Origin of the sequence: Comamonas nitrativorans, assembly GCF_042654765.1 — a bacterium.
In the GTDB taxonomy this organism is placed as follows: Bacteria; Pseudomonadota; Gammaproteobacteria; order Burkholderiales; family Burkholderiaceae_C; genus Comamonas; species Comamonas nitrativorans.
The window spans coordinates 195018-208384 of record NZ_JBHSEW010000002.1; the positions used below are offsets into that span (position 1 = coordinate 195018).

10 protein-coding genes and 6 tRNA genes are annotated in these 13367 nt (G+C 62.0%); 12 read left to right on the plus strand and 4 right to left on the minus strand.

The window, feature by feature from the left end; translation table 11 throughout:
• Window positions 1–5: 5 nt before the first annotated feature.
• From ACFO3A_RS03315 to ybiB, 9 genes are all read left to right on the plus strand, one after another.
• Window positions 6–1220, plus strand: a complete 1215-nt coding sequence (locus tag ACFO3A_RS03315; RefSeq protein ID WP_377723981.1) for an O-succinylhomoserine sulfhydrylase — start codon at window positions 6–8, stop codon at window positions 1218–1220.
• 18 nt (window positions 1221–1238) lie between these two features.
• Window positions 1239–2639, plus strand: coding sequence for a glutamate--tRNA ligase (gene gltX / locus ACFO3A_RS03320; RefSeq protein WP_377723982.1), 1401 nt, complete (start codon window positions 1239–1241; stop codon window positions 2637–2639).
• 61 nt (window positions 2640–2700) lie between these two features.
• Window positions 2701–2776, plus strand: a tRNA-Ala gene (locus tag ACFO3A_RS03325).
• A 37-nt stretch (window positions 2777–2813) separates the two neighbouring features.
• A tRNA-Glu gene (locus ACFO3A_RS03330) sits at window positions 2814–2889 on the plus strand.
• 44 nt (window positions 2890–2933) lie between these two features.
• Window positions 2934–3010 (plus strand) — tRNA-Asp (locus ACFO3A_RS03335).
• Between the two features lie 4 nt (window positions 3011–3014).
• Window positions 3015–3090: transfer RNA gene (locus ACFO3A_RS03340), tRNA-Ala, on the plus strand.
• Between the two features lie 37 nt (window positions 3091–3127).
• Window positions 3128–3203, plus strand: a tRNA-Glu gene (locus ACFO3A_RS03345).
• A 44-nt stretch (window positions 3204–3247) separates the two neighbouring features.
• A tRNA-Asp gene (locus ACFO3A_RS03350) sits at window positions 3248–3324 on the plus strand.
• Window positions 3325–3386: 62 nt separating this feature from the next.
• Window positions 3387–4310, plus strand: a complete 924-nt coding sequence (ybiB, locus tag ACFO3A_RS03355; RefSeq protein ID WP_377723984.1) for a DNA-binding protein YbiB — start codon at window positions 3387–3389, stop codon at window positions 4308–4310.
• Window positions 4311–4354: 44 nt separating this feature from the next.
• Here ybiB and ACFO3A_RS03360 read toward each other — a convergent pair whose 3' ends face one another.
• Window positions 4355–5113: a 3-hydroxyacyl-CoA dehydrogenase gene (locus tag ACFO3A_RS03360; protein WP_377723986.1), complete on the minus strand. Its 759-nt coding sequence runs from the start codon at window positions 5111–5113 to the stop codon at window positions 4355–4357.
• Between the two features lie 288 nt (window positions 5114–5401).
• Window positions 5402–5935, minus strand: a complete 534-nt coding sequence (locus ACFO3A_RS03365; protein ID WP_377723988.1) for a phasin family protein — start codon at window positions 5933–5935, stop codon at window positions 5402–5404.
• A 396-nt stretch (window positions 5936–6331) separates the two neighbouring features.
• On the opposite strand from ACFO3A_RS03365, the gene ACFO3A_RS03370 reads away from it, so the two are divergent.
• The 3 genes from ACFO3A_RS03370 to ACFO3A_RS03380 all read left to right on the plus strand — a co-directional run bounded on the left by ACFO3A_RS03370 (window position 6332) and on the right by ACFO3A_RS03380 (window position 9585).
• Complete coding sequence (locus tag ACFO3A_RS03370; protein WP_377724328.1) at window positions 6332–7732, plus strand: sodium:proton antiporter; 1401 nt, start codon at window positions 6332–6334, stop codon at window positions 7730–7732.
• A 14-nt stretch (window positions 7733–7746) separates the two neighbouring features.
• Entirely contained in the window at window positions 7747–8751 is a 1005-nt protein-coding gene (locus ACFO3A_RS03375; RefSeq protein ID WP_377723989.1) for a 2-hydroxyacid dehydrogenase, read from the plus strand.
• Between the two features lie 237 nt (window positions 8752–8988).
• Window positions 8989–9585: an OmpW/AlkL family protein gene (locus ACFO3A_RS03380; RefSeq protein ID WP_377724330.1), complete on the plus strand. Its 597-nt coding sequence runs from the start codon at window positions 8989–8991 to the stop codon at window positions 9583–9585.
• A gap of 170 nt (window positions 9586–9755) precedes the next feature.
• On the opposite strand, the gene ACFO3A_RS03385 is transcribed toward ACFO3A_RS03380, so the two are convergent.
• Both ACFO3A_RS03385 and ACFO3A_RS03390 read right to left on the minus strand, forming a co-directional pair.
• Entirely contained in the window at window positions 9756–11042 is a 1287-nt protein-coding gene (locus ACFO3A_RS03385; protein WP_377723991.1) for an O-acetylhomoserine aminocarboxypropyltransferase/cysteine synthase family protein, read from the minus strand.
• Window positions 11043–11359: 317 nt separating this feature from the next.
• A complete protein-coding gene (locus ACFO3A_RS03390) occupies window positions 11360–13327 on the minus strand; it encodes a methyl-accepting chemotaxis protein (protein WP_377723993.1) in 1968 nt (655 codons plus the stop codon).
• Window positions 13328–13367 lie beyond the last annotated feature (40 nt).

Below are 13367 nucleotides of genomic sequence, written 5' to 3' on the forward strand. Positions count from 1 at the left end.
CTGCCGTGACCTATAAACCTCTGCCACCCGGCCTGCATCCCGAAACCCTGGCCGTGCGCCAGGCCCAGCCGCGCAGCCCCTGGGGCGAGCATTGCGAAGCGCTGTTCATGACCAGCAGCTTCGTCCAGCCCGATTGCGCCACCGCCGCCGCGCGTTTCGCCAATCCGCAGGAAGGCTTTACCTACAGCCGCACCGGCAACCCCACGGTGGCCAGCTTTGAAGAGCGCCTGGCCGCGATGGAAGGCACCGAATGCGCCGTGGCCACCAGCACCGGCATGAGCGCCATCCTGCTGGTGGCGCTCACTGCCTTGCAGGCGGGCGACCACATCGTCGCCTCGCAATCCATGTTCGGCTCCACCATGAAGCTGCTGGGCGGTGAAATGTCCCGCTTCGGCGTGGAAAGCACCTTCGTGCCGCAGACCGATGCCAAAGCCTGGGCCGCCGCCATCCGCCCCAACACCAAGCTGCTGTTTGCCGAGACGCCGACCAACCCGCTCACCGACCTGTGCGACATCCAGGCCCTGGCCGACATCGCCCACAACCACGGCGCCCTGCTGGTGGTGGACAACAGCTTCGCCACCCCGGTGCTGCAACGCCCGGTGGCGTTCGGTGCGGACATCGTCGTGCATTCCGGCACCAAGTTCCTCGACGGCCAGGGCCGCGTCATGATCGGCGCGGTGTGCGGCACCACCGCCCTGGTCGACAAGGTCATGGGCACCTTCTTGCGCAGCGGCGGCCTGAACGCCGCGCCGTACAACGCCTGGACGGCGATGAAGGGGCTGGAAACCCTGGCCCTGCGCGTCAAGGCCCAAAGCGCTGCCGCACTGGAACTGGCCGCGTGGCTGGAAGGTCATCCCAAGGTGGCCCGCGTCTATTACCCAGGCCTCGCCAGCCATCCGCAGCACCAGTTGGCCATGCGCCAGCAAAGCGGCATGGGCGGCGCAGTGCTGGCTTTCGACGTGGTGGGGCAGGGCGCAGAGCAACTGCGTGCGCGTGCCTTTCACGTCATCGACAGTACCCAGGTGTGTTCGCTGACCGCCAACCTGGGCGACGTGAAAACCACCATCGTCCATCCCCCCACCACCTCGCATGGCCGCCTGACCGAAGAGCAGCGCCAGGCTGCCGGTATCCAGCAGGGCCTGATCCGCATCAGCGTCGGCCTGGAACACCTCGACGACCTCAAGGCCGACCTGCTGCGCGGCCTGGACAGCCTGCAATAACCACAACGACAACGATTTATGACCCAAAAAATACGCACTCGCTTCGCCCCGTCGCCCACCGGTTTCATCCACCTGGGCAACATCCGCTCGGCCCTGTACCCCTGGGCCTTTGCCCGCGCCAACGGCGGCGACTTCATCCTGCGCATCGAAGACACCGATCTGGAGCGCTCCACCCAGGCCAGCGTGGACGTGATTCTGGAAGGCATGGCCTGGCTGCAACTGACGCACGACGAAGGCCCGTTCTACCAAATGCAGCGCATGGAGCGCTACAAGCAAGTGCTGGCCCAGTTGCAGGAAAGCGGCCACGTTTACCCCTGCTATATGAGCATGGCCGAGCTGGACGCCCTGCGCGAGCGCCAGATGGCCAACAAGGAAAAGCCCCGCTACGACGGCACCTGGCGTCCCGAACCGGGCAAAACCTTGCCGCCCGTCCCCGAAGGCGTGCAGCCGGTGCTGCGCTTCAAGACGCCCAAGGACGGCGTCGTCGCCTGGGACGACAAGTGCAAGGGCCGCATCGAATTTCAGAACAGCGAGCTGGACGACCTCGTCATCGCCCGTCCGGACGGCACGCCCACCTACAACTTCTGCGTCTGCGTGGACGACATGGACATGCAGATCACCCATGTGATTCGCGGCGACGACCACGTGAACAACACGCCGCGCCAGATTCACATCTTTGAAGCCCTGGGCGCTGCCGTGCCGGTCTTTGCCCACCTGCCCACCGTACTCAACGAGCAGGGCGAGAAGATGAGCAAGAGGAACGGCGCCAAGGCCGTCACGCAATATCGCGACGAAGGCTACCTGCCCGATGCCATGGTGAACTACCTCGCCCGCCTGGGCTGGAGCCACGGCGACGACGAAATCTTCAGTCGCCAGCAGTTCCTGGAGTGGTTCAACCTGGATCACCTGGGCCGCAGCGCCGGCCAGTTCGACGAAGCCAAGCTGCGCTGGGTCAATGCCCAGCACATGAAGCTGACCGACGACGCCCAGCTGGCCGCGCTGGTCACGCCCTTTGTCGTCAAGGCCGGCGTATCCGCCGAGACGCTGGACGAACGCCTGCCGCAAATTTGCGCCCTGTTCAAGGACCGTTGCGAAACCCTGGTCGATCTGGCGGCCTGGGTGCGCCGCTTCTATCTGGACAGCATCGAGCGCAATGCCGATGACTACGCCAAGCACGTCACGGCAGAAGCCGCCCCGCTGCTGGACGCCTTTGCCGCCGCCCTGCAAACCGTGGAGTGGAGCAAGGAAGCCATCGCCGCCGCCATCAAGCAAGTGCTGAAAGACCAGGGCGTGAAAATGCCGCAACTGGCCATGCCGGTGCGCGTCCTGACCCTGGGGACGGCACAGACGCCTTCGGTCGATGCCGTGCTGTATTTGCTCGGAAAGCAAAAAGTTTTGGCGAATTTGCAGAACCGGTAAAAATCTGTCTATAATTCGAGTCTTCGCAGACAACGACAAATTAGTTTGAAGTTGAAAGCAAGGGGGTATAGCTCAGTTGGGAGAGCGCTTGCATGGCATGCAAGAGGTCATCGGTTCGATCCCGTTTACCTCCACCAAGATTTTTTGGAAACGAGAAATCGGTTCTTAGGTTTTGACCCTATCGTCTAGAGGCCTAGGACATCACCCTTTCACGGTGAGTACCGGGGTTCGAATCCCCGTAGGGTCGCCAAGTTTGCAGCACTTGGCTCGCAAGAGCGCAAAAGCTGTCTGCCAGGAGTGGTAGTTCAGTTGGTTAGAATACCGGCCTGTCACGCCGGGGGTCGCGGGTTCGAGTCCCGTCCACTCCGCCAGTTTGGGGGTATAGCTCAGTTGGGAGAGCGCTTGCATGGCATGCAAGAGGTCATCGGTTCGATCCCGTTTACCTCCACCAAGATTTTTTGGAAACGAGAAATCGGTTCTTAGGTTTTGACCCTATCGTCTAGAGGCCTAGGACATCACCCTTTCACGGTGAGTACCGGGGTTCGAATCCCCGTAGGGTCGCCAAGTTTGCAGCACTTGGCTCGCAAGAGCGCAAAAGCTGTCTGCCAGGAGTGGTAGTTCAGTTGGTTAGAATACCGGCCTGTCACGCCGGGGGTCGCGGGTTCGAGTCCCGTCCACTCCGCCAGATCCAAGGGATTGCATTTTTTGCAATCCCTTTTTTATTGCCCGTTTTCTGGAGACGCTGCGATGGCAATTGCACATTACATCAAGGAAATTGGCCGGGGTGCCCGAGGCGCCAAGGCATTGGAGCGTGACGAGGCTGCCGACCTGATGGGGCAGTTGCTCGATGGTCGTTTGAACGATCTGGAAATCGGCGCATTTTGTGTCGCTATGCGCATCAAGGGCGAAACCGTGGAAGAAATGTGCGGCTTCCTGGATGCCGTCCAGGCGCGTTGCCAGTTGTTGCCTGCCACGGAGCGTCCGGTGCTGGTGCTGCCCAGCTACAACGGCGCCCGCAAACTGCCGGTGCTGACCCCTTTGTTGGCCCTGCTGCTGGCACGGGAGGGCTACCCAGTGCTGCTGCACGGTATGCGCACCGAAGCGCGACGGGTGCTGGCCGGCGATGTGTTGCAGCTTCTGGGCGTACCAGGCTGGACGGCGATGCAGCCCCTGACCGCCGGGCAGGTGGCCCACGTTGCTACCGAAGTGCTGCATCCCGGTTTGGCCCGTCTGCTGGCCGTGCGTGAAACCCTGGGTCTGCGCACGCCAGGGCATAGTCTGGTCAAGCTGCTTGCGCCTTGCCAGGGCGCGGCGGTGCTGGTCGGCAGCTATACCCACCCCGAATACAGCACCCTGATGTGCGAAGTGCTGGCCCGCCGCAGCATGGCGGGCTTGATTTCGCGTGGGCTGGAGGGCGAAGTGGTCTGCGACCCGCGCCGCCAGCCGCGTTACGACGCCGTATTTCAAGGTCAGGCATATTGCGTGGCCGAACAGCAGGCAGGCACGCTGGCCGAGGTGCCGGGCCTGCCGGGGGCGATCGATGCGCAGACGACGGCGGAATACACCCGCGCCGTGCTGGACGGGCAGTTGCCGGTACCCCAGGCGATAGCCCGGCAGGTGGCGCACATCGTGGCTTTGGCGCAGCGCTTGTCCGGTAGTGAAAAAGCATAAAAAACGCCTGCAATGCAGGCGTAGCAGGCGCTGGGTGCTATGGATTATTTCGGTGCGAGGCGAATCGCACCATCCAGGCGGATGACTTCGCCGTTGAGCATGTCGTTCTCGAAGATGTGACGCACCAGCTTGGCGAAATCCTCGGGCCTGCCCAGGCGGCTGGGGAAGGGCACGCCCGCCGCCAGCGCGTCCTGCACTTCCTGGGGCATGCCGAACAGCATTGGCGTGCCGAAGATGCCGGGGGCAATCGTCATGTTGCGGATGCCGTTGCGGGCCAGATCGCGGGCAATCGGCAGCGTCATCCCGACCACGCCGCCTTTGGATGCAGCATAGGCCGCCTGGCCGATTTGCCCGTCGTAGGCGGCCACGCTGGCGGTGGAGATCAGTACGCCGCGTTCGCCGGTGGCTTCGGGGTCGTTCTTGCACATGGCCTCGGCAGCCAGGCGCAGCATGTTGAAGCTGCCGATCAGGTTGATGGTGATGGTTTTGCTGAAATTGGCCAGGCTGTGCGCCCCGTTTTTGCCGACGATTTTCTCCGCCGGAGCAATGCCGGCGCAGTTCACCAGTCCCATCAGTTTGCCCAAGGCGGTTGCCTTAGCGATGACGGCTTGCCCATCGGCCTCGTTGGTGACATCGCAGTGGACGAATGCACCGCCGATGGCTTGTGCCACTGCCTGCCCTTTTTCGTCCTGCATGTCGGCGATCACCACCGTACCGCCTGCGGCAGCCAGCATCCGGGCGGCGCCTTCGCCCAAGCCGGATGCACCTCCTGTGACGATAAAGACCTTGCCTTGTATCTCCATGGTATTCCTTGATGTGTCGTTAACGTAAACGTCAATTATGCGAAAGTTTGCGTGTGCTGCCTATCCGCAGGAATACCAGGGTGACCACGTCAGGCTTGGAGGAGGGCCGTGCCTGTGGAAAATTTGCGGGCAAAAAAAAGCCCAGCTAAAAAACTGGGCTTGAAGGGATCCAGAAACTGGGTTTCAAGAGGATCCAAGGAGACAACCGAAAACTTGCATCAGCAAGCAGTGGGAGGAATTATAGGGTAAACCCTTTTATCTGTCATTCCCCCTCAGCTGCCAAGGGATTTAGGCCTTGCCTTTGGGTGCCGGAGCGGCGGTGGTGACGGCCTTGATGTTGGCTTCTGCCATGTCCGAAGCTTGCTTCACGGCTTTTTGTACCGATTCAAAAGCGTTGTTGGCAGCCGAGACGGCGCTTTTCATCATGGCCACAGCGGTTTCCGAACCGGCAGGGGCGTTCTTGGCGGTGGCTTCGACCAGGCCATTGAAGCTTTGCTGGTATTGGCCGGCCTTGTCTTCCAGGGCCTTTTGCAGTTCAGCGCTGGTGTTGCTGGCGATGTTGAAGATGTGGCGGTTGTAGGCAGTAGCCTTCTCGGCCAGGGGCTGGAAGTAGGCAGTCTGCAGGTTCACCAGTTCTTGCACATCCTTGGCGGCAGCCAGGGCCTGGCTGTGGGCGGCGGCTTCGGCCAGGGCGGCACGCGAAGCGTTCACGTTCAGTTCGATCAGCTTTTCCACGCCTTCAAAGGCTTTGGCGGTCAGGCCGAAAACGGTTTCGATGTTGGCTTTGTGGGCGCTCAGGATTTGTTCGGGGGTCAGTGCCATGGTGTGTTTCCTTCAAAAGTAAGGGGGTCAAAAGGATGCTGCAACTCATGGGGACCAATTATGTTGCGGTGCAGCATGGGGCGTATTGTAGCCAAGCTGTCGCTGGGTGCAAGCTTTTTTGTTGCGGTGCAACAAAATGAAGTGTTTCTTTTGGTACCGCACTTTGTCGGATGCCTCATGGGTGCTGTGAAATTTTCTAAAAATAGGAGCATAAAAGGCCGATTGACAAAGGTTTATTCAAGCTTTTTGCATCAAAATTCGATACACTTGCGGGTGTTTCTGCGATGAGGGCTTGCGGCCTCTGGGGTGGGAACAATGGAGCCAAAGTGGGTGGCCCAGGCCCCCTGGATTGAAAAAAACGTAAGGAGAACTACTTTGCTCAGAAAAAATCAATGGCTGGCGCTTTTTATCGGGTGCTGTTTATTGCCCGGTGTGGCCAGTGCCGCCGAAATCGATGGTGCGAGTCTGTCTCTGGCCTGGGGTGTACCGTTTGCCGGTGTGCTGCTCTCGATTGCCGTGATGCCCCTGGTCTTGCCCAATGTATGGCATCACCATTTTGGCAAGATTACCGCAGGCTGGGCGTTGGCGTTTCTCATCCCGTTTGCGGCGTACTTCGGCATGCATGCAGCCTGGGTAAATCTCGTCCATGCGCTATTGGCGGAATATGTGCCTTTCGTCATTTTGCTGACGGCGCTGTATGTCGTGGCGGGCGGTATCTATATTCGGGGCAGCTTGCAAGGCACGCCGGGGTTGAACACGGCCATTTTGGCGATTGGTGCGGTATTGGCCAGTTTCATGGGGACGACAGGTGCGTCCATGCTGCTGATTCGGCCCTTGATTCGGGCGAATGCCCAGCGCTCACGGGTCGTCCACGTCATTGTGTTTTTTATTTTCATTGTGTCCAACGCCGGTGGGTCGCTGACGCCGCTGGGGGATCCGCCTTTGTTCCTCGGTTTTTTGAAGGGTGTGCCGTTTGCCTGGACGCTGCAGCACATCTGGCCAGATACGCTGTTTCTGGTCGGGATTCTGCTGCTGGCGTTCTTCCTGCTTGACCACTGGATGCTGCGCCAGGAGCAAAGCTACGGTCAGCCTGCGCCGGTCGATACCAGCGCACGGGAACGCCTGGGCTTTGACGGCAAATTCAACTTCGTCCTGCTGGCGGCGGTTGTGGGCCTGGTGCTGATGAGCGGGATGTGGCAAAGCCTGGTGGTTTTTGATATTGCCGGAACCGAGGTCGGACTGCCGGGGCTGGTGCGTGATCTGGGGCTGGTGCTGGTGACGGTGGTGTCTTTGTCCATGACGGCCCGCCGGGTGCATGAAGCCAATCAGTTCGGCTGGGATCCGATGTTCGAAGTGGCCAAATTGTTTGCCGGGATTTTCCTGACCATCATTCCGGTGATCGCCATGCTCAAGGCGGGTACCGAAGGGCCGTTTGGCACCATTGTGCGGGCCGTCACGAATCCTGACGGTTCACCCAATCCGGCGATGTATTTCTGGGCGACGGGGGTGTTGTCGTCATTTCTGGATAACGCGCCGACCTACCTGGTGTTTTTCAATACGGCGGGCGGCGATGTGGCCCACTTGACCACGGAAATGGCCACGACCTTGGCTGCCATCTCGGCCGGGGCGGTATTCATGGGGGCGAATACCTATATTGGCAATGCCCCGAACATGATGGTCAAGGCGATTGCGGAAGATCGTGGCGTGCGGATGCCAAGTTTCTTTGGCTACATGCTCTGGTCGGGGTGCATTTTGATTCCGTTGTTTGTTGTGATGACTTTCATTTTTTTCCGTTGATGGAAAGGTGAGCGATGCCCCGCCCCCATATCTTGATTGCCCGGGCGATTGCGCCGCAGGTGGTGGATTTCTTGCGCGAGCACTTCGAGGTGCAGGACAACCAGGCTGACGTTGCCTGGGACGCCGAAGCCCTGATAGCCCAGCTGCAGGGCAAGGATGGCCTTTTGGCGACGGGTATCCAGCGCGTGGATGCTGTTTTGCTGGCAGCCTGCCCCCGGCTCAAGGCTGTGGCGAACATGACGGTGGGCTACAACAACTTCGATGTGGCCGCGCTGACGGCGGCCGGGGTACAGGGCAGCAATACCCCGGATGTGCTGACGGAAACCACGGCCGATTTTGGCTTTGCCCTGCTCATGGCGACGGCCCGGCGCATTACGGAAGGGGAACACTTCCTGCGGGCCGGCAAGTGGCGCGAATGGCGCTATGACATGCTGCTGGGCGCCGAGGTGCATGGCAGCACCCTGGGCATCCTCGGCATGGGGCGCATCGGCCAGGCGATTGCCCGGCGGGCGGCCAAGGGTTTTGGGATGCGGGTGCTGTACCACAACCGCTCGCAGCTGGCGCCAGCGTTGGAGGTCGACTGCTGCGCCCGGTATGTGGACAAGGAGACGCTGCTGCGCGAGTCGGACCACGTCATGCTGGTACTGCCGTTTACGCCGGAGAACCACCACGCCATCGGCGCCCCCGAGCTGGCGCTGATGCGCCCGGGTGCCACCCTGGTGAACATTGCCCGGGGCGGCATCGTGGACGATGCCGCGCTGGCCCGGGCTTTGCGCACCGGGCAGATTGCCGCGGCGGGCCTGGATGTGTTCGAGGGGGAGCCCCAGGTACATCCCGATCTGCTGACCGTGCCCAATGTGGTGCTGACGCCGCATATCGCCAGTGCCACCGAAGCCACGCGGCGCAGGATGTGCCAGTTGGCAGCCGATAACCTGGTTGCCGTGCTGCAAGGGCAAGCCGCCTTGACACCGATCAACACGCCTGATCCGGTGGCACGGGCGCAGCGCTGGGGCGGTTGAAGCAAATTCTTCCGGTATTGGTGAAATCGGCTTCCAACGCCTTGCCGGCAAGTGTTGGAAGCTATTTTTTTGTGCGCTTTCGATGGGGGCGTCAGGTGGCGGCAAAGTGCGTGGAGAAAAATCCACGGTGCGTAGGGGAAATTACCAATTTTTGACGTAAAGCAAATTTGACCATTTTGCTCATGGGCTTAATACACAGCACGGGGGTCGTCCCCGGACAACAAACTTTTCACCATGATGAAGAAAACTCTGCTGGCAGCTGCTGCCCTGTGTGCCCTGACCTCCGGCGCTGCCATGGCGCAACAACACCAACAAGACGGCAAGTGGATGGTGCGTGTCCGCGCTGTGCATCTGGACAGCCACAACGGCGGTGCCGCTGGCGACAAAGGCGTCAGCATCAACGACAAGGTCATCCCCGAGCTGGACATCTCCTACTTCTTCACGCCCAATTTTGCGGCCGAGCTGATCCTGACCTATCCGCAAAAGCACGACGTGCGGTTGAACGGTGCCAAGATCGGCACCCTGAAGCACCTGCCTCCCACGCTGACGGCGCAATACCACTTCACCAACCTGGGCGCTTTCAAGCCCTACGTGGGCGCTGGTATCAACTACACCCGCTTCTCCAGCGTGGATATCCTGAATGGCGCTTTGAGCGTCAAGAAAAACAGCTGGGGCCCGGCCCTGCAAGTGGGTTTCGACTACGCTCTGGACAAGAACTGGTCGATCAACTTCGACGTGAAGAAGGTGTATATCGACACCAAGGTGAGTGGCGGCATCGGCAAGTTCAAGGTCGATCCCGTGCTGGTCGGTGTGGGCCTGGGCTACCGCTTCTAAAGCTGGCCTCTTGAAACGCAGTCTGGCTGCGTGATGACTCCAAGGTTTCAGGGAAAAGCGCCACCGTTTAAGTGGCGCTTTTTTTATAGCTGTTACCGCTTATCATTATTGAATTTCAGATTGTTCTCTATCTAAAATCCTTTATTTTCAAGAGAAAACAGCTCTCTTTTTTAAACAGCTTCCAGGGCGCGGTTCAGGTCTTCCAGCAGGTCGTCGATGTGTTCGATGCCGATGGACAGGCGCACCATGCCCTCGGTGACGCCGGCCTTGGCCAGTTCCTCGGGGTTGAGCTGGCGGTGCGTGGTCGAGGCCGGGTGCGTGGCCAGCGACTTGGCGTCGCCGATATTCACCAGGCGCAGGAACAGTTGCAGCGCATCCAGGAAGCGGGCGCCTGCTGCGCGGGCATCTTCGCCGGGGGCGGTTTTCAGGCTGAACGACAGGATGCCCGAGGCCTTCCCGCCCATCTGGCGCTGCACCAGGGCGTGGTCGGCGTGGTCGGGCAGGCCGGCATAGCGCACCCATTCCACCTTGGGGTGGCTTTGCAGGGTTTCGGCAATTTTTTGCGCGTTGGCGCAGATGCGATCCATGCGCAGGGGCAGGGTTTCGATGCCTTGCAGCGTGGCCCAGGCGTTGAACGGCGACAGCGCCGCGCCCATGTTGCGCAGCGGCACCACGCGGGCGCGGGCGATGAAGGCGGCGGCGCCCAGGGCTTCGGTGTAGACCACGCCGTGGTAGCTCACGTCCGGCTCGTTCAGGCGCTTGAAGCGTTCCTTATGTTCCGCCCAGGGAAACTTGCCGCTATCGACGATGACGCCGCCGATGCTGTTGCCGTGGCCGTTCATGTATTTGGTCAGGGCGTGGACGACGATGTCCGCGCCATGCTCGAACGGGCGGCACAGGTAGGGGCTGGGCACGGTGTTGTCCACGATCAGCGGCACCCCGGCGGCGTGGGCCACGTCGGCCAGGGCGCGGATGTCGGTCACGTTACCCAGGGGGTTGCCGATGGATTCGCAGAACACGGCCTTGGTGCGCCCGTCGATCAGCTGGGCGAAGCTGGCCGGGTCGCGCGGGTCGGCAAAGCGCACTTCGATGCCTTGCTGCGGGAAGGTGTGGGCAAACAGGTTGTAAGTGCCGCCGTACAGGGTGCTGGCGCTGATGATGTTGTCCCCGGTTTCGGCAATGGTCTGGATGGCGGCGGTGATCGCGGCCATGCCCGAGGCCATGGCCAGGGCGCCGATGCCGCCTTCCAGCGCGGCCACGCGCTGCTCCAGCACGTCGGTGGTGGGGTTCATGATGCGGGTGTAGATGTTGCCGGCCACTTTCAGGTCGAACAGGTCGGCGCCGTGCTGGGCGTTGTCGAAGGTGTACGAGGTGGTCTGGTACAGCGGTACGGCAGCCGAGCGGGTGGTGGGGTCGGACTGGTAGCCGGCATGGACGGCCAGGGTTTCGATGCGCATGGTGGTCTCCATAAAAGATGCGCAGCATAGCCTGTTGCAGGCCTGGGTGGGCTGTGGATCGAAGCGGGAAAGGGACTGCTCTTGTAATAAGAACCTGTTCACGATCTCGGCGCGGGTGTGCAGTCGCGGTCTCGGGCGCTCTGCGGCGTTGCAAATCCTCGCCATAGCACCGCTATGGCTGCGGTCTGCGCCTGGCAGATCATCCCGATCCGCATCCTGCACCCCTTCGCGCCGAGATCGTGAACAGGTTCTCAGAGCAGCTGGCGCATCCTTTGAAAAGTGCCTCGTTTTGGCCGCCAGCGGTTTGCCGGCTTGTGTCAGCCGTCCAGGCGGGGAACGGTTGCCCCGGCGTCGATGCGAAACACTTCCACGCTGAGCGTCAGGCGGTTGGCCTGCTCGCGCAGGGCATCCGAGGCGGCAGCCGCCTGCTCGACCAGCGCGGCGTTTTGCTGCGTGGCCTGGTCCATCTGGGCCACGGCCTGATTGACCTGGGCAATGCCGCTGGATTGCTCGCCGGAGGCCTGGGCAATCTCCTGCATCAGGTGCATGACCTGATCGACGTTGTGCAGTACGCCCTGCATCCCTTCGCCGACGGTGCCGGCCTGGGTGGAGCCGGCGCCGATTTCGCTGGTGGCGGCTTCGATCAGGGCCTTGATTTCGCGGGCGGCCTCGGCGCTGCGCCCGGCCAGGGCACGCACTTCGCCGGCCACCACGGCAAAGCCCCGGCCCTGTTCGCCGGCGCGGGCCGCTTCCACCGCAGCGTTCAGGGCCAGGATGTTGGTCTGGAAGGCAATGCCGTTGATGACGCCGATGATGTCGGTGATGCGGGCCGAACGCTGGGCGATTTGCTCCATGGTCTGCGCCATGGCGGTAACGGCCTGCTGGCTTTGATGCGCAGCGCCCGAGGCGCTGGTGGCCAGCGTATGCGCATGGCGGGCGCTGGCGGCGTTTTGCTGCACGGTGGAAGACAGCTCTTCCATGCTTGCGGCGGTTTCTTCCAGCGCGGCGGCCTGCTGCTCGGTGCGGGCGGACAGGTCGTTGTTGCCCGTGGCGATTTCGTGGGCGCCGGTGCGGATCTGCTCCACGCTGTCACGTACCTGGCCAATGGTGGTGCGCAGCGTCTGCTGGGTGCTGTGCAGGCTGTGCAGCAGCAGATGCACTTCGTTGCGACTATCGGGCGGGCAGGTGGGTAGGGTATTGCTGAGGTTGCCGGCCCCCAAGGCCTGCAGGCCGTGGACCACGCTTTGCACCGGCGCCAGGGTGCTGCGGGCCAGCCAGCGGATCAGCAGGGCAATGAGCAGGGTGCCCGCCAGCATCAGCACCAGTTGCAATTGCATCTGGCGGGTGCTGGCGCCCAGGTAATCCCGCACGTCGCCGTAGCCGTAGACCACCCAGTTCCAGCCGGGGATGGTTTTCCAGCTGATGAACTTTTCCGCCCCGTCGATGGCGATGCGCTCCACCCCTTCGGGGGCAGAGGTAAACCTGCTGCGCAGGGCGGCGAAGGCTTCCGGGGAGTTGCCGGCGCTCAGCAGGTCGCCCGGCTGGCCAAAGCTGCCGGCAACACGCAGCCAGTCCTGCCCCGCTGCGGTCGGGCGCAGCACGAAGAGCTGGCCATGCTCGGCCAGCTTGACCTGGGCCAGATCCTGCAGCACGGGGTCGATCTGGGCGCTGATGTCCAGGCGGCTGACGATGCCGGCGTAGACCTGCCCTTGCGCATCCTTGAGCGGCAGGACGGTGGCCAGGTGCCACTTGCCGCCGACCAGATCGGGAAAGTCCGCCGTTTTGCCTTGCTCCAGCGCCTGGGCGATCGGGCTGTCGGCCGGTAAAGCCTGCCCCAGGCGGTACGCGTCCTGATCCTGGTAGGCGCTGGCAATGCGCAGCCACCGGCCCTGGGCCTGGGCGTACACCTCGGAGACGACGCCGGTGACGCTGCGCATCAAGTCCTGGTTGGCGTTGATGGTGGCTTGCGGGGTGGTCAGCAGCGGCCAGCCTTCGTCGGTTTGCCCGGTGGCTTGCGGCACGCCGCCCATGTAGCGCTGCAGCACGGGGTACAGGGACAGGCCGCGCTCGCGGGCGATGCGGTAGACCAGCAGCAGGGTGCGCTCGTAGCCGACCAATCCGGCCCGGTTGGCATCGCGCACGTTGCTGATGGCGGTTTGCCTGTTTTGCCAGGTGATGGTGCTGGCCAGAATGGCCATGACGATCACGGTGATCAGGGTGGCGGCAACGAAGAGCTGGTTGCCCAGCGTGGCCCGTGCCATGCGGCCTGTAATGGGGTTGGACATGCGGCGCTCCGTTCGTTTTGGCTATCGGTGCCTGGGTTGT

Bases quoted from the DNA above. Each gene is read 5' to 3' on its own strand.
- gltX (WP_377723982.1), top strand. From the start codon at position 1,239: ATGACCCAAAAAATACGCACTCGCTTCGCCCCGTCGCCCACCGGTTTC.
- ybiB (WP_377723984.1), top strand. From the start codon at position 3,387: ATGGCAATTGCACATTACATCAAGGAAATTGGCCGGGGTGCCCGAGGC.
- ACFO3A_RS03360 (WP_377723986.1), bottom strand. From the start codon at position 5,113: ATGGAGATACAAGGCAAGGTCTTTATCGTCACAGGAGGTGCATCCGGC.
- ACFO3A_RS03365 (WP_377723988.1), bottom strand. From the start codon at position 5,935: ATGGCACTGACCCCCGAACAAATCCTGAGCGCCCACAAAGCCAACATC.
- ACFO3A_RS03375 (WP_377723989.1), top strand. From the start codon at position 7,747: ATGCCCCGCCCCCATATCTTGATTGCCCGGGCGATTGCGCCGCAGGTG.
- ACFO3A_RS03380 (WP_377724330.1), top strand. From the start codon at position 8,989: ATGAAGAAAACTCTGCTGGCAGCTGCTGCCCTGTGTGCCCTGACCTCC.
- ACFO3A_RS03385 (WP_377723991.1), bottom strand. From the start codon at position 11,042: ATGCGCATCGAAACCCTGGCCGTCCATGCCGGCTACCAGTCCGACCCC.
- ACFO3A_RS03390 (WP_377723993.1), bottom strand. From the start codon at position 13,327: ATGTCCAACCCCATTACAGGCCGCATGGCACGGGCCACGCTGGGCAAC.